The sequence below is a fragment of the Hymenobacter yonginensis genome (genome assembly GCF_027625995.1).
Classification (GTDB): domain Bacteria; phylum Bacteroidota; class Bacteroidia; order Cytophagales; family Hymenobacteraceae; genus Hymenobacter; species Hymenobacter yonginensis.
Genome location: NZ_CP115396.1, coordinates 672,809 through 692,882, shown reverse-complemented (window position 1 = coordinate 692,882; position 20,074 = coordinate 672,809). Strand labels below are relative to the sequence as shown.

Here is a 20,074-nt window from a genome sequence, read left to right as displayed (position 1 = left end):
CCACCTCACCTTTGTTTACCACCGTGACGAGATGTGCGGGCAGTGCAGCAGTGCCATCATGGTCGGACCGAGGTTGCCCAGCAACTTATGGGCCTTCTCGAGCGGAGTACTGTTGTCGCTCAGATGATGACTACCCTTACTTACAGCATATCCAGCTGCTCTAGCGCCTCTGGCTTGTGCAATGAATGCGTGAGGTCACTGCTAGGCAGTCGTCGTACGAGCAAAAATGAACCTGTGAAGAAGGCAGCTTTCGGGCGAGGTGCAGGGGGTATTATTGCTGAACTGGCTGCTACAAACCATCAGTACTACCACTGATGGGTTAGTATACACTCTTACAGGGTGCGTAACGGCCACCAAACGCAGTAGCGGGCTGAAACAGCATAAACCATTTCCCGCTTCCGTTGGGTAGCCGTATATTTGAAGGATATAGCCTCTTGATTTTTGCTTTTTGGCGGCAGGAGGAGCTAGTCTGTTATCCTGCTTTCTTGTTTACATCCGTGTGCCTACCCATTTCGTGACCCATTCCGTCGTCACAGCCACCGTTGCTGCTTCGTCCCTCCGTATTGCGTTTGTCAGTTCCTGCTCCGGCGAATGGGGAGGCAGTGAAGAACTGTGGTCCGGCACGGCGCTGCTGCTGGCCCAGGCAGGGCACACGGTGCGGGCCTTCAAAACCAATGTGAATGCCAACCACCCTCGCCTGGTAGCCCTGCGCGCGGCCGGCTGCCCCATTACCGACCTTACCCCGGCCGTGACGCTACGCAAGCGCATTACCAACCGGCTGCTGCCCTACCGCCGACAGTATACCTGGCGCAAAATCAGCCAGCAGCTGCTCAAGCGGGGCCTGCGCGCCCTGGAGCCCCAGCTCACCGTTATTTCGCAGGGCTCCAACTACGACGGGTTTGTGCTGGCCGACGTGTGCCGCAGCATGGGCCTGCCCTACGTGCTGTTGTCGCAGAAAGCCATTGACTTTTTTCTGCCCCCCGACCTGGAGCGGGGCTTGGTGCAGGAAATTTACCGGCTGGCCCAGCGGTGCTACTTCGTGTCGCGCCACAACCTGGAGCTGACGGAGCTGCAGCTGGGTATGCGGCTGCCGGAGGCGGAGGTGGTCTGGAACCCCTACAACGTACCCTTCGCGGGAGAACTGGCGTGGCCCCCTCCTACTGCTGCCGAGGTGGTGCAGCTGGCGTGCGTGGCCCGCCTGCACGTGCCCGACAAAGGCCAGGACCTGCTTTTGCAGGTCCTGGCGCAGCCGAAGTGGCGGCAACGGGCCGTGCACGTTACCCTGTATGGAGATGGCCCGGATGAGGCCGCTATTCAGGAGATGATTGCCTTTCTGGGCTTGCAGGATAAGGTGAGCTTCGGCGGCCATACCTCCGACGTGGCGGGCATCTGGCGCAGCCACCACGCGCTGATATTGCCCTCACGCCACGAGGGCCTGCCCCTGGCTTTGGTCGAGGCCATGCTGTCGGGGCGGCCCACTATTGCGGCCGATGCCGGCGGCATCGCCGAGCTGCTGACCGACGAAGTAACCGGGTTTCTGGCCGCCGCCGCTACCGTGTCGGCCCTCGATGAAGCCCTGGAGCGGGCCTGGGCAGCTCAGGCAGCTTGGCCGCGTCTCGGGGCCGAGGCTGCCCGGCAGGCCCGGGCCACCGTGCCGACAGATGCTCCGCGGCTGCTGGCCCAGAAACTGCTGAATCTGGTGGCCGTTAGCGCCAGCTAGGCCAGGCGGCTCATTACTTTGCGGACAACCAGCGAGCCGGCCCAGCCAAAGAGGTACACGGTTTGCCAGAAGCGCAGACCGAATAGCAACAGGTGCAAGGCTAGCACCCACCCATCGATGGGGTGGCGCAGGCTCAGGACCAGCACGAAGGCCAGGGGGTAGAACACCTCGTAGTACTCGCCCAGCAGGATGCGGGAATTGGGCTGGAGCACCCGGGGCGGACTGCTCCAGAGGCGCCACTTAAAGGCTTCCATGGCGGCATACACACCCAGCAGCAGCACCGGCCAGATCTGCTGGCTCAGCACCAGCATGGTGCCAAAGGCCAGCACTTCAATTGGAAACACCACGTATTGCCCGAAACGCTGGGCAAACCGGGCGCCGCGCAAGCTTACCCAGGTACTGACGCCGGCCTGCGCATCGGCCTCCACGTCGTCGAGCTGGTGCAGCAAGATGTTGCGGATGCCACAGGCCAGGGCCCACACGCCCACGGCAGCATACCACAGGCCCGGCAGCGGATGGCTGGTCCAGGCCGAAACCAGGGAGACGGTGAGCAGCTGGGGAAACAGGTGGGAGCCCGAGGCATCGGACAGAACCCCGGCCAGGCCCCGCTTTTTCAGCCGGATGGGGGGCAGGGAATAACAGGAAAACGCCACCCACGAGCCCAGGTACAGCATGCCACTGAGTGGGCTGGTGTGCCAGAAATACACGCCCAGCACCAGGCCCGTGCCCAGGCAGAGCACCAGCAGCGCCATCGGGAAAACGGTGGGCTTGTTGGCCACCCGGTTATATTTGCCGCCGGCTTGGTCGTCGGCCTGGTCGGTCCAGTCGTTGATGACGCTGACGTAGGTGGCGCCCACCGTGAGACTCAGCAGCAGCAGCAGCAGCTTAGGCAGCAAAGGCCACACCGTTATGCCGGCCAGGCAGGCAGAAGCGTAAAACGTAGCCAGAACCGGCGAAAATTTGCAACTCCACCAATCCTGCACCCGAGCTATTTCAGCTAACTGACCACTGAAACCCAAGGCAGCCGGAGCTTGTACTCGTGCCATTATACTAAATTGTAGCTAAGATAAGAATGACGGATCGTCGCCGATAAGCCGCAGCTCTTTACTTTGTACAAAGTAAAGAAATAATTTACAATTATCGGCCACAACTCGACACGATCACTTTAATTCTTCCTAAAATAATACGTAAGATTGCGCCCTGTATTTGTAGAGCACAATACTTCTGGCAGAAGTTCAAAACGCCTTAGCCCCCTGTTTCGCCCGCCTACCGGCTAAGCTGCTTTTCTTATCTATCGTGCCTGATATCCGTCTCCGCTTTCTTAGTTCTTCCTGCCGTATCATGCAACCCGAACCGCTTCCCTTGGCCCCCGTCGCTTCCGCGCCCTCCGACCTCAACCCGGCTATTGAGCGGGCTCTGACCTATCTGCACCGGCGCCAGCTGGCCGACGGGCAGTTTGCCGTGTATTGCGCCCTCGAGCTGCCCATGCAGGGCTGGCGCTACGCCGACAGCGCCGTGTTTCCCACGGCCCTGGTGGCGCATTGCCTGCTGCACGCCGAGAAGCAAAGCGCCCTGGCAGATGAAATGCTGAGCCAGGCCACCGAGTTTATGCGCAATCAGATGAACCACGGCGGCCTGTGGAATCATTTTACCAACCTGCACCACCTGCGCCACCTCTGCCCGCTCGACATCGACGACACGGCCTGCGTGTCGGCGGTGCTGCGGGCGCGGGGCGTTGCCTGCCCGGTACCAACCAACGTGCCGCTGATTTTGGCCAACCGCAACCACGAGGGGCTGTTTTACTCTTGGTTTCTGCTGCGCCTGCGCTGGGTGCCCAACCGCACCTTCTGGCGGGTGGCGGCCCGCGAGCTGCTGCACCCGGTGAAAAGCCTGCTGTTCTGGCGCGGGGTGGAAGCCAGCCGTAACGACGTGGACGGTGTGGTCAACGCCAACGCGCTGTATTACCTGGGCGACATTCCCGAGACGCAGCCAGTTATTGCCTTCCTGCTGCGCATCATTGCCCAAAAGCAGGAAGGCACCTGCGACCTGTGGTACCTCGACCCATTTTTCGTGTACTACTCGTTCACGCGCTGCTACCACATCGGTATCACGCAGCTGGAGCCCATACGCCAGCCCATCATCGACCGGATTCTGGCCCAGGCCAAACCCGACGGCCGTCTGGGCGAAACCCTGGCCGATACCGCCTGGGCCGTGTGCAGCCTGCTGAACCTAGGCAGCTACCCGGCCGAGCTGGCTCCGGCCGTGCGCTACATTCAGCAAACCCAGGGCGAGCATGGCGAGTGGCCCCGCTGGCTGCTCTACTACGGCGGCCCCAAACGCCTGTTGGGCTGGGGTTCGGAAGAACTGACTACGTCCTTCTGCCTCGAAGCCTTGGTGCGCTACCAGCAGCTTACAGCGCCCGTGCCGGCCGAAGCTGCCGTATGCAGTTCCAAGCTACGCTTGCTCTAGCAAGCCCACGCAAACTAGGCCGGCTGCTACCGCAGCTGCACCGACTCGATGTCCACGTACGCCGGAGCGCTGCCGCCGGCCGGAACGGCGTCGAGTAGCAGCTGCAGCACTTCCGCATCAGCCAGTTTCAGGGGCGTAGCAGCGGCGGCCGACTGGAACTGCAGCGGCAGAAAGCCCGGGTATGGCCGCGGACTCAGCAACAGCGGCCCGGCCCGGAAGGCGCTGAGCGGCACCCGGACTTCCTGCATTTCGGTGCTGAGGGCCAGCGGGGCCACAAACGCTGCGGCATCTTTGGTGGCCAGCACCAGCTGCGCGCCCACCGGCTGGCTGGCGCGGGCGCGCACCACCACTTCCCGGAAGCCTGCCACGTCAGTCGGGCGACCCAGCAGCTTGTCGGCGAAGTACACGCGCAGGCTGGCAGCCGGGCCAGCCGCAACGGCGGCCGGTGCGGCGGGCTGGTTGCTTTGCACGAAACGCAGCGCCAGGGCGCCGGTGGCCTCGGTGGTGACGTAGTCGGTCCAGGCGTTGCGGGCCAGGGCGCGGGCTTCCACCCGGTCCTGGTCGGTGGCGGCCCGGAACAGGTCGAGCGGGGCTTTGGGTCCCACCAGCGCCACCTCCCACCGCTCCCGCGCAAAGTAGTCCCAGTCGCGCGGCGCACCGCTGACGTTGCCCGGGAAAGTGCGCGGGCGGCCGTTCTGCCGCAGCTCAATCCAGTAGCGAAGCTGGCCGGCGTAGGTCAGCTCGGCCGGCACGGTGGCTTCCACGGTGGCGTAGGCGGGCCGCTGCATGGGTAGCCGCACGGTGCGCCCGTAGTAGTGCTGGGCCACCAGAAACACGCTGTCGGCGGGCGTGAGGCCCGTGAGCGTGGCCCGGATGGTGAGGGGCCGGCCAGCTGTGGCCTGGGGCACGGGCGTGTGCCGTACCTGCGGCCCGAGGGCTGTGGGGGCGGGTGCCGCAAACTCGCCCAGCCGTAGCGGGCCCAGCCGTGAGTCCGGCGTCCAGGCGGCAGTGTTTTTGCCGGCCGCCGCTACCAGGTACACGCCCGGCCGCACGGTCAGGCGACCCGCCGTGGCTTGGAACTGCGCGGTGTTGCCGGCGTTGAGGCCGCGCAGGCTGAACGCCTCGCCCAGCTCCGGCAGCATGAGGCGCAGCGGCTGGTCGTTCCACAAGATCTGGGTGACGGTTTTCTGCAGCGAGGCCGTCTCGAACGGGTCGCGGATGGCTACCGCGTCGGGCAGCACCTCCAGCCGCCACACGCCCGGGGCCAGCCGGTCGAGGAAGTACGCGCCGGTACCGCCATACTGCACCAGCGGCGAGCTGCCCACGCCGGCCAGGTGGCGCAGCCGCGCCGGGCGCCGGGCACGGGTTTGGGTGGAAGTGGTGTAATAAAACTCCTCGTCGGTGTTCATCTCGCTCAACCCTTCGCGGTAGCTCACCCGAAACGCACCGAACGTAGAATCGGCGGGGTAGCGCTGAAACGGCTGCTCCCGCCGCGTCTGGCGGAATACCTTGCCCGCAATGAGCAGGCTGATGGCCTTGCCGGGCGTGTAGGCCAGGTTGAGGTAGTGGGTCTGGTACTCGGTGTTGGCGTGGGCAATGGCCAGCGGGTCGTAGGCAAACTGCGTGGCCCACTGAAACCCGGCTTCGCGAAAGCTGCGAGCCATAAACGGGTACATCACCGGCTGGATAATATCGGCCGACTCAAACTCGTAAATCAGCTTGGCGCGGCGCTGAAACCGGGCGTCGGCGCGGAACGGAATCGGGTACTGGTCGACGTGGGGCAGCAGGTTGCCGCGCAGCGTGTGGCCGCTCACCAGCCCGGCCGGGTACCACTGAAACGTGAGGCCCTCCACGTTGGCCTCCAGGATGGCTTCGCTCAACTCCGGGTTCTCGGCAATGTTATAGAAGATGGGCTTGCGGTAGCCGGTGGCGCGCATGGCGGCCACCATGCGGTTGGCAAAGGCCGTCACCTCGGCGGCCGGCGCCTGGTATTTGGGCTCGTTGCAAACCTCGTAGGCGATGATGTCGGGGTCGTCGCGGTAGAGCTGCTGGGTGTAGGGGTTGCGGTGGTTGAGGAACTGGGTCAGGTAGTTTTCCTGGGCTTGGATGGCGCGTGGGTTGCGGTAGGCCTGCAGCTTGGAATAGATGCTGGAAAAGCCAGTGCCCGAGTCGCGCTCCGGGTAGCCGTTGTTCCAGTAGGCAATGGGCGTGAGCACCAGCTTGATGCCGCGCTGCTTGAGCTGGGCCACCAGGTAATCGAACAGGCGCAGGTGCTCGTTGGCCTGCAGATTGCCCAGCGTATCGGTGATTTCCACGTCCCAGACGTGCACCCGGAACGCATCCACGCCCAGGCGCGAGAGATGGTACACATCCTGCTCGATGGCCTTTTCGAGGTTGGCCCCCACCGCCTGATGGGCCCGGTAGGCGTGGGCAAACGGGGCCGTGTAGTTCACCCCGAACAAGGCCACTTCCTGCTTATTCTGCTGCCAGCGCATCACGCCGCGGCTGTCCACCACCACGTCGCCGGCAGGCAGCGGGGTGGCGGCAGGAGTTTGCGCGGCAGCGGACCACGCGCTGGCCACCAGCGCGGTCAGGCCAAGAATACGACAAAGAACACGGGACATGCAGGAGCGGGATTGGTAGGAAAAGTAGGCAGAAGCAGTATGAAACCGATTTTGCAAACGATTGCATAAAGATAGAAACGCCAGCCATAATCCCAACACGACCTTTCACGGCTTCTCACATCTAACTTTTTTTCAAATGCATACATACTGATTACCAAGGTTGCGGAGAACAAGCGCTAGAGTTAGAAAGCTAGTTCCCCTCCTTGGAAAGGAGGGGCTAGGGGTGGTTGACCTTGCGCCAGAACGTTCACTAAAGCTAATTCCTAGTGGATGTTCAACGAATCAACCACCCCTAACCCCTCCTTTCCAAGGAGGGGACTAGCTTTTTAGAACTAGTTTTTACTGTTCTAAACCCGGGTCAACCGACTGGTTTCATGAACATTCTATACCTACAGCGGGCTGATTGTTATGGCCTCTATGGATTCCAGATAGCAAGAGCTATCCGGGGCTCTCACACGAATACTCAGGCAGGCTAAACAGAGCAAATACGACAAGAAATTCCACGCGTTACAGCAGAACGGTTTTGCTTTTGCAATCGATTGCATAGATTTGCAGTCATCTGTTACCTCCCAGATTCATTACTAGACCCTGCTATGTTGGCACAGCGCGTTCTTGCATCCTTTCAGCACCGCTACGGCACTAACCCATTGCTGGTCAGGGCACCGGGGCGGGTGAACCTCATTGGGGAGCACACCGATTACAACGAAGGCTTCGTGCTGCCGGCGGCTATCGATAAGGAAATCGTGTTTGCGGTGGCCCTCAACGGGCTTAATTCGGCGCGGCTGTTCTCCCTGGACAAAGCTGAAGCCTGCGAGCTGCCGCTAGGCGCGGCGCCGCTACAGCCCGGCGCTACGCTCTGGGCCAACTACCTGCTGGGCGTAGTGGCCCAGCTGCAACGGCGCGGCGTGGCGGTGCCCGGATTCGACTGCGTGTTCGGGGGCAACGTGCCGATGGGCGCGGGCCTCTCTTCTTCCGCCGCCGTGGAATGCGGCCTGGCTTTCGCCCTCAACGAGCTGCTGCACCTAGAGCTTAGCCGGCTGGAGCTGGCCCGCCTTGCCCAGCAGGCCGAGCACGAGTTTGCCGGCGTGCAGTGCGGTGTCATGGACCAGTTCGCCAGCTTATTCGGGCAGGCGGGCCAGGTGGTGCGCCTGGATTGCCGCTCATTGGAGTACCAGTATTTTCCCTTCGATTCGGCGGCTTACCACCTGGTGCTCTGCAACTCGGGCGTGAAGCACAGCCTGGCCAGCTCCGAGTACAACACGCGCCGCCAGGAGTGCGGGCAGGGCGTGGCCGTGCTCAACCGCTACTACCCGCAGGTACGCAGTCTGCGCGATGCCACGCTGGCGCAGCTAACTCAACACCAGACCGAGCTGGGCGAGGTGGTGTACCGCCGCTGCCGCTACGTGGTGGAAGAAAACCAGCGTGTGGAAACAGCCGGCCAGCACCTGGCGGCCGGCAACATGGCCGCTTTCGGGCAACAGATGTACGCCTCGCACGCCGGCCTGCGCGACGACTACCAGGTGAGCTGCCCCGAGCTGGACTTGCTGGTGGAGCTGGCCCAGGGCCAGCCCGCCGTGCTGGGCGCGCGCATGATGGGCGGCGGCTTCGGGGGCTGCACTATCAACCTGGTGCCAGCCGCGGCCGTGCCGGGCTTCATTGCCGCCACCAGCGCCGCGTTTCAACAGCACCTGGGCCGCCCGCTCGAAACCTACCAGACCACTATAGTCGGCGGGGTTTCAGTGCTGTAAGGATGAAAGAAGAACGTCATGCTGAGCTTGCCGAAGCATCTCTACCGCTTCGCCTGAATACTGTTGCAACGAAGCGGTAGAGATGCTTCGGCAAGCTCAGCATGACGTTCTGAAATTTTCTCAAACCTCTCCGACACCCGCTCTACCCCGCTACCATGTCCTCACCCGCTACTTTCGACCTGGCCCAGCAGCCGCACCGACGCTATAATCCGCTGAACGGGGAGTGGCTGCTGGTGTCGCCGCACCGGGCGCTACGGCCCTGGCAGGGCCAGCAGGAAGCGCCCGACACGGCTAGTCGCCCCGCCCACGACCCGACCTGCTACCTCTGCCCCGGCAACGGCCGCGTGAACGGCGACCAGAACCCCGACTACCGCGGCACCTTCGTGTTCGACAACGACTTTGCGGCCCTGCGCGAGGATGCGCCGGCTGGTTCGCTCAACCAAGGCGGACTGCTGCGGGCCGAGGCCGAGAGTGGCCTGGGCCGTGTCATCTGCTTTTCGCCCCGCCACGACCTGACGCTGCCCGAAATGCCGGTAGCCGACCTGCGCCGCGTGGTGGACGTCTGGACCGAGCAGTTCCGGGAGCTGGCCGCCCGCCCCGATATCGGCTACGTGCAGATTTTCGAGAACAAGGGCGCCGTGATGGGCTGCTCGAACCCGCACCCGCACGGCCAGATATGGGCGCAGCGCACCGTGCCCGGCGAGCCGGCCAAGGAGAGCCGCCAGCAGCTGGCCTATTTCCAGGAGCACGGCCGCACGCTGCTCGCCGACTACCTGGCCCTGGAGCTGGCCGAGCAAAGCCGCGTGGTGCTGGAAAACGCGCACTGGGTGGCGCTGGTGCCGTTCTGGGCCAGCTGGCCCTTCGAGGCGCTGCTACTGCCGCGCCGCGCCGTGCAGGACCTCACCCAGCTCAGCGAAGCCGAGAAAGACGCCTTCGCCGACGCCCTCCAGCGCCTCACCATCCGCTACGACAACCTGTTCCAGACCTCGTTTCCGTACTCGGCCGGCTTGCACCAGCGGCCCACCGATGGCCCGGCGTACCCCGAGTGGCACCTGCACATGCACTTCTTCCCGCCGCTGCTGCGCTCGGCCACGGTGCGCAAGTTTATGGTGGGCTACGAGCTGCTGGCCAACGCCCAGCGCGACATCACGCCGGAATGGGCCGCCGAGCAGCTGCGGGCCCAGCCGGAAGTGCACTACAAGGCAGCTGCCGCTAATTCTGTTACTTAGCACTAGTACCGTCCCGCAGCGTAGCGCAAACTGCGCTGTCCCTGCTCTGCTTCCCTTCTCCCCTCCCCTGTTTCCCACCCTTCCTCTCTGATGCGCAACGGCCTGACAACTTTCGACCTTCTAGTGTTCCTGTTCTACCTGCTGGGGGTGTCGGGCTACGGGTATTATATCTACAAGCGCAAGCAAAGCAAGGAGCTGGATTCCAAGGACTACTTCCTGGCCGAAGGCTCGCTGACGTGGTGGGCCATCGGGGCCAGCATGATTGCCTCCAACATCTCAGCCGAGCAGTTTATCGGCACTTCCGGGGCGGGCTTCACGCAGGGGCTGGCGGTGGCGGCCTACGAGTGGGTGGCAGCCATTGTGCTGCTGTTCGTGGCCGTGTTCTTTATGCCGATTTACCTGCGGCAGAAAATCTACACGATGCCGCAGTTTCTGGAGCAGCGCTACAACGCCACGCTCAGCCTGATTATGAGCATCTTCTGGCTGTTTCTGTACGTGGCCGTGAACCTGACCGTGATTCTCTACCTCGGAGCCCTGGCCATCAACAACCTGGTGGGTAGCGCCGACGGCGGCAGCTTCCACCTGATTCTGGTGGGGCTGGCCGTGTTTGCGCTCATCATCACGCTGGGCGGCATGAAGGTGGTGGGCTACACCGACGTGATTCAGGTGGCGGTGCTGCTGCTCGGCGGCCTGGCCACCAGCTACCTGGCTCTCACGCTGGTGAGCGAGAAGTTCGGGCTGGGCCACAGCGCCATTGCCGGCTTCCAGACGTTGCTGCACTCCGCCGACGACCATTTTCACATGATTTTCGCCAAGCCCACGCCCAACTCGTCGCAGGAATACGTGAGCAAGTACTTGGCGCTGCCGGGTTTGGTGATGTACGCCGGCGGCCAGTGGGTGGCCAACCTCAACTACTGGGGCTGCAACCAGTACATCACGCAGCGGGCGTTGGGTGCCAACCTCAACACGGCCCGCACCGGCATCCTGTTCGCGGCCCTACTGAAGCTGATTATGCCGCTGGTGGTGGTGCTGCCCGGCATTGCGGCCTACGTGCTGCACCAGAACGGCAGCCTGCAGGCCGAAATGAGCGCCGGCGGGGCCGGCGTGAATCCCGACAACGCCTACTCGGCCATCCTCACCTTCCTGCCGAATGGGTTGAAGGGACTTTCGCTGGCGGCCCTCACAGCGGCCATTGTGGCCTCGCTGGCCGGCAAAGCCAACTCCATTTCCACCATCTTCACCCTCGACATCTACCGCCGCTACCTCAACCCGCAGGCCACGGAGGCGAAGCTGGTGTGGGTGGGCCGCCTGACGGTGCTGCTGGCCATGCTGCTGGCCATCAGCTTCACCTGGGAAGATTTGCTGGGCGTGGGCGGCAACGGCGGCTTCACGTTCGTGCAGAAGTACACCGGCTACATTTCGCCCGGCATCGTGGCGGTGTTTCTGCTGGGTATGTTCTGGAAGCGCACCACCGCTACGGCGGCCGTGGCGGGCATGCTGGGCGGCTTCGGCTTCTCGCTGTTCTTCAACGACCTGGCTCCGCGCCTGCTGGGCGCCGAAACCATCTTCTACACCGCTTTCCGCAATGCCAAAGGCATGCTGGAAGTGCCGTTTCTGGTGAGCATGGGCTGGTCGTTTTTCCTGACCGTGGCCCTGATGGCGCTCATCAGCCTGACCGGCCCGGCCGTGAACCCCAAGGCCCTGCACCTGGAGAAAGGCATGTTCCGGGTGGCGCCGCGGCAGCTGGCCCTCATCACCGTAATCCTGCTGCTGATTTCGGCCCTGTACGTGAAGTTCTGGTAGCTAAGTAGCGCGAAGCCTTTGCTTCGCGTTTCGTTGAGCAACGCAGCATCGGGCAGCGAAACGCGAAGCAAAGGCTTCGCGCTACAGCTCTTCGTGGCCGGAAACCGGAAGCTATTTTCGCAACAAAACGCGAAGCAAAGGCTTCGCGCTACAGGTTCGCGCTACTTGCCCGGCCGCCGGTTTATTTTTAATTCTTCATTTTTAATCTTTAATTCTCTTCCCTTTCCCTCGCTTGCCGTGCAGAACCACCGCGCTTCTATTGCCGATCTGGCCAAGGCGCTGAACTTGTCGCCCTCCACTGTTTCGCGGGCGCTCAACAACCACACCACCATCAGCGCGGCCACCCGGCAGCGGGTGCAGGAGCTGGCGGAGCAGTTCAACTACCACCCCAACCACTTGGCGGCCAGCCTGCGCACCGGGCGCAGCAAGCTGCTGGGCGTGCTGGTGCCGCACATTGAGGGCACGTTCTTCGCGTCGGTGGTGCACGGCATCGAAACGGTGGCCAGCAAGGCCGGCTTCCGGGTGATGATCTGCCAGTCGAACGAGGAAGTAGAGCAGGAAAAGAGCAACATAGACACGCTGATCAACGCGCAGGTGGAGGGCATTCTGGTGTCGTTGTCGCGCACCACCCACGACACGCGCCACTTCGAAAAAGTCCGTAAGCGCGGCATTCCGCTGGTGTTTTTCGATAGGATGCTGGAAACACCCAACGTCAACGCCGTGGTGCTCGACGACTACCAGGGCGCCTACCAGGCCACCACGCACCTCATCGAGCAGGGCTGCCGCCGCATTGCCCACTTTGCCGGCCCCCAGCACCTGAACATCTACCGCAACCGCCGCCTGGGCTACCTGGCAGCCCTGAACACCTACGGCCTGCCCGAAGACGACGCCCTCGTCATCACCTCCGACATGAAGCTGGCCGACGGCACCGCCGGCATGGCCCAGCTGCTGGCTTTGCCGCCCGCCCAGCGCCCCGACGGCCTGTTCTCGGCCAGCGACTTTTCTCTGGTCGGGGCGCTGCAAACGCTTAAGGCGCATGGCCTGCAAGTGCCGCAGGATATGCTGCTGGCCGGCTTCAGCAACGAAATCTTCACCTCCTTCACCGAGCCTCGCCTGACTTCCGTAGACCAGCGCTGCGAGCAAATGGGCCAGGAAGCGGTGCGGCTGTTTCTGGAGATTCTGGAAGTAGGCACCGTCGAGCATCAGCCCCGCCGCGTGGTGCTGCCGCCCCAGCTGCTGCCCCGCGAGTCGTCGGTACGGCCGTAGCGGGTGCCTGTTTTATTTAGAGCGCACGCCAAAGCGGTAGACGGTGGTGGCGGAAAACGTCTGGCCCGGCTCCAGGATGGTGTTCGGGAACGTGGGCTGGTTGGGCGAATCGGGGAAATGCTGGGTTTCCAGGCACAGGCCGGCGTGCTGGCCGTAGGTAATGCCGGCTTTGCCGGTCAGAGAGCCATCCAGAAAATTGGCGGTGTAGAACTGCACGCCGGGCTGGCTGGTGGTTACCTCCAGCGTGCGGCCGGTGGTGGGCTCGTACACGGAAGCTGCCGGGTGCAGGCCGGCGGGCTGGCGCAACACCCAGTTGTGGTCGTAGCCGCCGGGCACCTGCGCAATCCGGCTGCCGATGGCCTGGGGTGCGGTGAAGTCGAAGGGCGTACCGGCCACCGGGCGCTGCTCGCCGGTCGGAATCTGGCTGTCATTCACCACCGTGTAACGGTCAGCCGCTAACTGCACTTCGTGGTTCAGCACGTCCGCATTACGCCCCAGCGCCAGATTGAAATAGGTGTGGTTGGTGAGGTTGACGGGCGTGGCCTGGTCGGTGATGGCGGTGTAGTCGAGCTGCAGGGCGTTGTCGTGGGTGAGCGTGTAGGTCACCGTTACGCGCAAATTGCCAGGGTAGCCTTCCTCGCCGTTGGGGCTCAGGTAGGTCAGGCGCAGCGTCGGGCCGGCGGGGCTGCTGCCGGGCTCGGCCTGCCACAGCACCTTGTCGAAGCCGCGGAGGCCGCCGTGCAGGGCGTTGCCGTTGTTGTTGGTGGCCAGCGTATACTGCTGGCCGTTGAGCTGAAACCGGCCGCCGGCAATGCGGTTGGCGTAGCGCCCGATCAGCGCGCCGAAATACGGGCCGGCCTTGCGGTACGCCGGGCTCTGGTAGCCGGCCAGACTGTCGAACCCCAGCACCACGTCGCTCAGCTGCCCGGCCCTGTCGGGTACGAGCAGCTGCGTGATGGTGCCGCCGTAATTCGTGATGCTCACCTGCAGGCCGTGCGCATTGCGGAGCGTGTAGAGCTGGGCCGTGGCGCCTTCCGCCGTGCGGCCAAAGTCGGTCACGCGAACCGGTTCCGGCTGGCCGGCGGAGGCAGCAGGGTTTGTGGAGGAAATGGAAGCAGCCATCAGAAACGAATTGGCGAGAGAGAGAAAACCATTACTGTGTCTGGAAACTCCAGAACGTCATGCTGAGCCTGCCGAAGCATCTCTACCGCTTCGTTGGTACGTCATTCCGAGCAGCGCAAAGAATCTCGCGTGCTGACGTTGGTAAATGGCGCTGCAACGAAGCGGTAGAGATGCTTCGACAAGCTCAGCATGACGGTCAAGGAGCTTCAATCGACTTTTAAGACACCCCGCGGCCGGTCCGACGACTGGAAAAGCCGCCGGACCGGCAGACCTCCGCAACCCGGGCTAGCGAATGAAGCCCGGCCGGATCAGGTTTTCGAAGGTGAAGATTTCGTCCCACTTCTCCTGCGTGAGCAGCTGGCGCTCCGTAACGGCAATATCGTAGACGGATTTGCCGGTTTTGAGGGCCTCTTTGGCAATTTCGGCCGAAGCCTCGTAGCCCAGCACGGGGTTGAGCTGCGTGACGATGCCGATGCTGTTGCGCACGAGGCTTTCGGCGTGCTCCTTGTTGGCCGTGATGCCCACCACGCACTTCTCGCGCAGGGTGCGGCAGGCGTTGGTCATGTAGCTGATGCTGGTGAAGAGCGCGAAGCTGATAACCGGCTCCATGACGTTGAGTTGCAGCTGGCCGGCCTCGGCGGCCATGGTCACCGTGAGGTCGGCCCCGATGACGTAGAACGCCGTCTGGTTCACCACCTCGGGCACCACGGGGTTCACTTTGCCGGGCATGATGCTGGAGCCGGGCTGCAGCGCCGGCAAATTGATTTCGTTGATGCCGCAGCGCGGGCCCGAGGACAGCAGGCGCAAATCGTTGCAGATCTTGCTCAGCTTCACGGCCGTGCGCTTCAGCACGCCCGAGAGCTGCACGTAGGCGCCGGTATCGTAGGTGGCTTCAATCAAGTCGCCGGCCAGGCTCAGGTCGAGGCCGGTGATGGTGCGCAGGTGCTCCGTCACCAGCTCGGCGTAGCCTTCCGGGGCATTCACGCGGGTGCCGATGGCGGTGGCGCCCATGTTGATTTCCGAAATCAGGCGGCGCGAGTCTTCGATGCGCAGCAGCTCCTCGCGCAGGTTGGTGGCGAAGGCCCGGAACTCGTCGCCCATGCTCATCGGCACGGCGTCTTGGAGTTGGGTGCGGCCCATTTTGAGGATGTCGCGGAACTCGGTGCCTTTGGCGGCAAAGGCTTCGGCCAGCTCCCCGAGCACGGCGCTGTAGCCCACCAGCTTGTTGCTGAGCGCAATACGAAAGGCCGTGGGGTAGGCGTCGTTGGTGCTTTGCGAGCAGTTGACGTGGTTGTTGGGGTGGCAGAACTCGTACTGGCCTTTCTCGTGGCCCATGATTTCCAGCGCCACGTTGGCAATCACCTCGTTGGCGTTCATGTTCACGGAAGTGCCGGCCCCGCCCTGAATCATGTCAGTCAGGAACTCGCCGTCGAACTCGCCGGTGGCTACCCGGTCGCAGGCCTGGGCAATGGCGTCAGCAATGGGCGCGGGCAGCACGCCCAAGTCGCGGTTGGTGAGAGCGGCGGCTTTTTTCACGAAGGCCAGCGCCTGCACAAACAGCGGCTCCACTTTCAGCGGAATGCCCGTGATGTAGAAGTTTTCGAGGGCCCGCAGCGTCTGGATGCCGTAGTAGGCGGTGGCGGGAATTTCACGCTCGCCCAGAAAGTCGTGCTCAAGCCGGAAGTTCTGCTGCATAAAAAGTGGGTATTGGGATGGGTGGAGGAGTTTGAGGGCCGAAAGGTAGTGGAGCGCAAAGCGTTTGCGTCGCGGGTCGTTGAACAGCCCAGCTTACTTGGGCAATGTGTACTTGCTCAGTTACGCCAACTATGCGCGAATACTCCAACGATGCGCGAAGCAAAAGCTTCGCGCTACTGGCAACGCTCCACAAATACGGCGCGGGCCTTGGGCGGTTCAGGGCCAACTGTGTAATATTGCCCGTAGCCGGGCGCCGCCACGCGGGGCACTCGGCCATCCTGGCCGCATTATACTCTATGTCTGACTATTCCCCGGGCCTGCACGTGCTGGCCACCTTTGCGGCCGCCGCCGGCCCTCTCACCGATATGGACGCCTGCCGCCGCTTCTTCGAGGCGCAGGTGGCGGCGCTGGGCTTGCAGGAGGTGGGCGCCGCCTACCACCGGTTCCCGAATAGCTCGTTTACGGCCGTGCTGGCCCTCACCGAGTCGCACCTGAGCATCCACACCTGGCCCGAGCACGGCCGCGCCACCTTCGACGTGTTTCTAAGCAACTACCAGCGCGACAACGCCGACCGCGCCCGGCAGCTATACGCCGCCACACTCTCGTTCTTCGAGGGCACCGAACTCACCAAAACGGAAGTGCGCCGATGAGCGAAACCACTACCGCCCCTGTCGCGCCGGCCCAGCTGCCGTGCCCGCGCTGCCAGCACAGCGTGCCCTACTTCGACCAGCTCAACAGCGCCTTTTTCGTGTGCCCGGAGTGCCACACCTATTTCGAGGCCGACGACCGCGCCGCAAAACCTCTGATTCTGGGGAAGTTTCAAGGCGACTCCACGCTGCCCATTATGCTGCCACTGGGCACGGTAGGCACCTTGCGGGGCCAGCCCTACCGGGTGCTGGGCTTCCAACTGCGCCGCGAAAAACACGCCGCCTACCAGTGGCAGGAGTATATGCTGCGCCACGAGCAAACGGGCGCTTACTGCCAGCTGGCCGTGTACGAGGGTCACTGGCTGCTGCTGGAGCCCGCCGGCCGCGACTACCGGGTCATCGGCCACGCTACCGGCCGCGGCGCGTACATTGATGAGGTGGAGGACGACTACCACATCTACAACAGCTATCAGCCGAGAGTATTGTACGCGGCCGGTGAGTTCGACTGGGACTTTCGCGACGATGCGCATCTGACCATCACCGAATACATTGCGCCGCCTCGGATGCTGGTACGGGAGAAAGAACCTGGCAAAGGCCCGGCAAAATGGTACAAGGGCGAACATCTGGAACCCGGCGAAGTAGCCACGGCTTTCGGCGTGCCGCGCGACTCATTGCCGTACCGCAGTGGCGTGGGCGCTGTGCAACCCGCGCCGGGCCAGACTACCTGGCCGACGCTGCGCACTTTCAGCTTGCTGATGATGCTGCTGGTGGTACTTACGCAGCTGGCGCTGCTGTTCATCAAACCCGAAAAGCAGCTGCTGCGCGAGGAGTTTTCCACGGGCCGGGCGTCGCCAGGCGGCGAGGTGAGCCCGGCGGCCTCCGAGGCCATGGCCGCGGGCAGCAACACGGTGTTGGTGTCGAAGCCGTTTGAGGTGACGGGGCCGGCGGCGCTGCAGTTCGAGCTGGCCTCCACAACGCTCTACAACCAGTGGCTGGAAGTGCCCGTGACGCTGGTAAACGAGCGCACCGGCCAGAGCTACGAATTCACCAAAAACCTGGAGTTCTACACCGGCGTGGAGCAAGGCGAAACCTGGCGCGAAGGCGACACCGACCAGGAAGCCACGCTGGCGGGCATCCCGTCGGGCCGCTACCACCTCACGCTCTACCCCGTCACGGAAAACGGCATGGATTTGCCGCTGCGCCTCACGGCCAGCCAGCACACACCGCTGCAATCCAACGGGATACTGGCGCTGCTGCTGCTGGCGCTGTACCCGGCCGTGCAGTACTGGCGGCGCCACTCCCACGACGCCACCCGCTGGCAAAACAGCGACTACGGCCCCACCGACAACTCCTAACGCCCGCTTCCTATGGACTTTCTCCGCTCCCTATCGGCCATCCGCTACTACGCGGTGGTGGCGCTGCTGATTTACGGCGTGTTTCTGTGGGCCGGCCTCAACGGCGTGCGCCTGCTCGGCGACGACAACGAAAATCCCGAAGGCAGCCGCACCACCAGCTCCCGCGGCGGCCACGCCCGATTTTATCATAAGTAATTAGGTGATGAGGTGAATTGGGATGAGGTGATGGGGTGAATGGGGATGAGGTGATGGGGTGACAGGGCTGTGCAGAGTTGGGCTCGTCTGCGGAGCCAATCAGCCGGGCTATCATTTTTTCACCGGCGTCGTCACAGCACCCCACTCAAAGTCGCACAGACTCTGCCTACCACGTGTCACCTCATCCCCCCATACCACTCCCCTAGCATGTGTCACCTCATCCCCATTCACCTCATCACCTCATCACCAAAAATCACCTAGATTCATGGAATACCTCAACTTCAAGCTTATCATTGCCTCCGTCATCTATTCGGTGCTGGGCATTCTGATTCTGGTGCTGTCGTTCGTTGTCATCGAAAAACTCTCGCCCCGCATGCTCTGGAAGGAGATTGTGGAGGAGCACAACACGGCCCTGGCCATTCTGGGCGCGGCGTTTATGATTGCCGTGGCGTTGATTATCAGCTCGGCCATTCATGGGTAACGCCACCGCCGAAGCGCCCGGACCGGTGCGGCGCGGCACGGCGCGGCAGGAGGCGCAGTCGGTGCTGTTGCTGGGCTCGGTGTTCGTCATTGCCACCTGCGGGCTGATTTACGAGTTGATTGCGGGCACGCTGGCCTCGTACCTGCTCGGCGACTCGGTCACGCAGTTTTCCACCATCATCGGGGCCTACCTGTTTTCGATGGGCGTAGGCTCGTGGCTGTCGAGGTACCTGGGCGGGCCGCTGCTGAAGTGGTTTATCCAGCTGGAAATTCTGGTGGGGCTGGTGGGCGGCTTTTCGGCGCCGCTGCTGTTCGTGCTGTTCGAATACGTAGCCTCGTTCCGGCTGATTCTGTACGCGCTGGTGGGCCTCACGGGCATTCTGGTGGGGCTGGAAATTCCGCTGCTGATGCGGATTCTGGAAAACCGCTACGAGTTCAAGGACCTAGTGTCGCGCGTGTTCACCGTCGACTACATCGGGGCGCTGCTGGCCTCATTGATTTTCCCATTGGTGCTGGTGCCGCAGCTGGGGCTGATGCGCACGTCGCTGCTGTTTGGCACGCTGAACGTGGTGGTGGCGGCCGTGGCGCTGTACCGCTTCCCCGAAACCCGCCCCTACCGCCGCGGCTTCGCCGCCCTGATGGGCGTGGCGCTGCTGGCGCTGGCCGTCACGTTCGCCTACGCCGGCCGCATCCAGCGCTACACCGAAACCCTGGCCTTTCAGGACCAAGTGATTTACGCCAAAAGCACGCAGTATCAGCGCATCGTACTCACCAAAAACCAGCGCGAGCTGCGCCTGTTTCTGAACGGCAACCTGCAGTTCAGCTCCCAGGACGAGTACCGCTACCACGAGGCCCTGGTGCACCCCGCCATGCAAGCCCTGCCCAAGGCGCGCCGCGTGCTGGTGCTGGGCGGCGGCGACGGCCTGGCGGTGCGCGAGCTGCTCAAGTACCCGCAGCTGAAAATCCGCCTCGTGGACCTGGACGCGGGCATGACTCAGCTATTCAAGCAGAATCAGCTGCTGACGGCCCTGAACAAGCGCGCCTTTTTCAGCCCCCGGGTGGAAGTCATCAACGGCGACGCCTACCAGTGGGTGCGCCAGGACACCACCCGCTACGACTGCCTGATCATCGACTTCCCGGACCCGGCCAACTACTCCATCGGCAAGCTGTACTCGGCGGCGTTCTACCAGGAGTTGCACCGGCTGCTGGCGCCGGGCGGTAAGCTGGTGGTGCAAAGCACCTCGCCCTACGTGGCGCGGCAGTCTTTCTGGTGCATTGCGCACACGCTGCAGGCGGCCGGCTTCCACACCACGCCCTACCATTGCTACGTGCCTTCCTTTGGCGAATGGGGCTACGTACTGGCGGGCGAAAACGCCCACTGGCGCCCCGACGCCGGTCCGCTGCCGCGCGGCCTGCGCTACGTCACGCCCGTCACCATCCGCCAGATGCTGGACTTCCCACCCGACATGGCCGAAGTCCCCACCGATATCAATCAGCTCAACAACCAGGCCCTGGTCCGCTATTTTGAGGAAGACTGGGGGCCGTACACGCATTGAATTTTTAGGGTTTAGGGCCTGGGGCTTAGGCACGGTGTAGAGAGGCAATAGTTGGAGTCTCGTCGTTGAACGGCGGCATACAACGGCCAGCAATCAGCAACGACGGCGTAGAACGGCCAACCTCAGCAACGACGAGACGCGAAATATTGCGTCTCTACACCGTGC

General features: G+C 63.1%; 15 protein-coding genes. 11 read left to right on the top strand and 4 right to left on the bottom strand.

The genetic code is table 11. From position 1 onward, the window contains the following. Window positions 1–499 precede the first annotated feature (499 nt). Complete coding sequence (locus tag O9Z63_RS03055; protein ID WP_270127824.1) at window positions 500–1,720, top strand: glycosyltransferase family 4 protein; 1,221 nt, start codon at window positions 500–502, stop codon at window positions 1,718–1,720. On the opposite strand, the gene O9Z63_RS03050 is transcribed toward O9Z63_RS03055, so the two are convergent. Further along, complete coding sequence (locus tag O9Z63_RS03050; RefSeq protein ID WP_270127823.1) at window positions 1,717–2,766, bottom strand: UbiA family prenyltransferase; 1,050 nt, start codon at window positions 2,764–2,766, stop codon at window positions 1,717–1,719. The two genes, O9Z63_RS03055 and O9Z63_RS03050, sit on opposite strands and share 4 nt — an antisense overlap. Before the next feature lie 295 nt (window positions 2,767–3,061). On the opposite strand from O9Z63_RS03050, the gene O9Z63_RS03045 reads away from it, so the two are divergent. After that, a complete protein-coding gene (locus tag O9Z63_RS03045) occupies window positions 3,062–4,189 on the top strand; it encodes a prenyltransferase/squalene oxidase repeat-containing protein (RefSeq protein ID WP_270127822.1) in 1,128 nt (375 codons plus the stop codon). 26 nt (window positions 4,190–4,215) lie between these two features. Here the strand turns inward: O9Z63_RS03045 and O9Z63_RS03040 are convergent, their stop codons facing one another. Next, complete coding sequence (locus O9Z63_RS03040) at window positions 4,216–6,813, bottom strand: cellulase family glycosylhydrolase (RefSeq protein ID WP_270127820.1); 2,598 nt, start codon at window positions 6,811–6,813, stop codon at window positions 4,216–4,218. A 593-nt stretch (window positions 6,814–7,406) separates the two neighbouring features. On the opposite strand from O9Z63_RS03040, the gene galK reads away from it, so the two are divergent. The 4 genes from galK to O9Z63_RS03020 all read left to right on the top strand — a co-directional run bounded on the left by galK (window position 7,407) and on the right by O9Z63_RS03020 (window position 12,859). Beyond that, window positions 7,407–8,561 carry a galactokinase gene (gene galK / locus O9Z63_RS03035; RefSeq protein ID WP_270127819.1) on the top strand — a complete coding sequence of 385 codons (1,155 nt, stop codon included), beginning with the start codon at window positions 7,407–7,409 and terminating at the stop codon, window positions 8,559–8,561. A gap of 155 nt (window positions 8,562–8,716) precedes the next feature. Continuing rightward, entirely contained in the window at window positions 8,717–9,790 is a 1,074-nt protein-coding gene (locus O9Z63_RS03030; protein WP_270127818.1) for a UDP-glucose--hexose-1-phosphate uridylyltransferase, read from the top strand. Between the two features lie 90 nt (window positions 9,791–9,880). Then, complete coding sequence (locus tag O9Z63_RS03025; RefSeq protein WP_270127817.1) at window positions 9,881–11,593, top strand: sodium:solute symporter family transporter; 1,713 nt, start codon at window positions 9,881–9,883, stop codon at window positions 11,591–11,593. A 237-nt stretch (window positions 11,594–11,830) separates the two neighbouring features. Next, entirely contained in the window at window positions 11,831–12,859 is a 1,029-nt protein-coding gene (locus O9Z63_RS03020) for a LacI family DNA-binding transcriptional regulator (protein WP_270127816.1), read from the top strand. 12 nt (window positions 12,860–12,871) lie between these two features. On the opposite strand, the gene O9Z63_RS03015 is transcribed toward O9Z63_RS03020, so the two are convergent. Both O9Z63_RS03015 and aspA read right to left on the bottom strand, forming a co-directional pair. After that, window positions 12,872–13,981: an aldose epimerase family protein gene (locus tag O9Z63_RS03015; RefSeq protein ID WP_270127814.1), complete on the bottom strand. Its 1,110-nt coding sequence runs from the start codon at window positions 13,979–13,981 to the stop codon at window positions 12,872–12,874. A gap of 285 nt (window positions 13,982–14,266) precedes the next feature. Next, a complete protein-coding gene (gene aspA, locus O9Z63_RS03010; RefSeq protein WP_270127813.1) occupies window positions 14,267–15,676 on the bottom strand; it encodes an aspartate ammonia-lyase in 1,410 nt (469 codons plus the stop codon). Between the two features lie 296 nt (window positions 15,677–15,972). On the opposite strand from aspA, the gene O9Z63_RS03005 reads away from it, so the two are divergent. From O9Z63_RS03005 to O9Z63_RS02985, 5 genes are all read left to right on the top strand, one after another. Beyond that, window positions 15,973–16,326 (top strand): S-adenosylmethionine decarboxylase family protein, encoded by a 354-nt coding sequence (locus O9Z63_RS03005; protein WP_270127812.1) that lies wholly within the window; start codon window positions 15,973–15,975, stop codon window positions 16,324–16,326. Continuing rightward, the gene (locus O9Z63_RS03000; RefSeq protein ID WP_270127810.1) at window positions 16,323–17,678 is read left to right on the top strand and encodes a DUF4178 domain-containing protein; all 1,356 of its coding nucleotides are present in this window, start codon (window positions 16,323–16,325) and stop codon (window positions 17,676–17,678) included. The genes O9Z63_RS03005 and O9Z63_RS03000 overlap by 4 nt, the downstream gene beginning before the upstream one ends. Window positions 17,679–17,690: 12 nt before the next feature. Beyond that, complete coding sequence (locus O9Z63_RS02995; protein ID WP_269560269.1) at window positions 17,691–17,873, top strand: hypothetical protein; 183 nt, start codon at window positions 17,691–17,693, stop codon at window positions 17,871–17,873. A gap of 265 nt (window positions 17,874–18,138) precedes the next feature. Then, entirely contained in the window at window positions 18,139–18,354 is a 216-nt protein-coding gene (locus O9Z63_RS02990) for a DUF350 domain-containing protein (protein ID WP_044013515.1), read from the top strand. After that, window positions 18,347–19,909, top strand: a complete 1,563-nt coding sequence (locus O9Z63_RS02985) for a polyamine aminopropyltransferase (RefSeq protein ID WP_270127809.1) — start codon at window positions 18,347–18,349, stop codon at window positions 19,907–19,909. Before O9Z63_RS02990 ends, O9Z63_RS02985 begins: the two co-directional genes overlap by 8 nt. Window positions 19,910–20,074 lie beyond the last annotated feature (165 nt).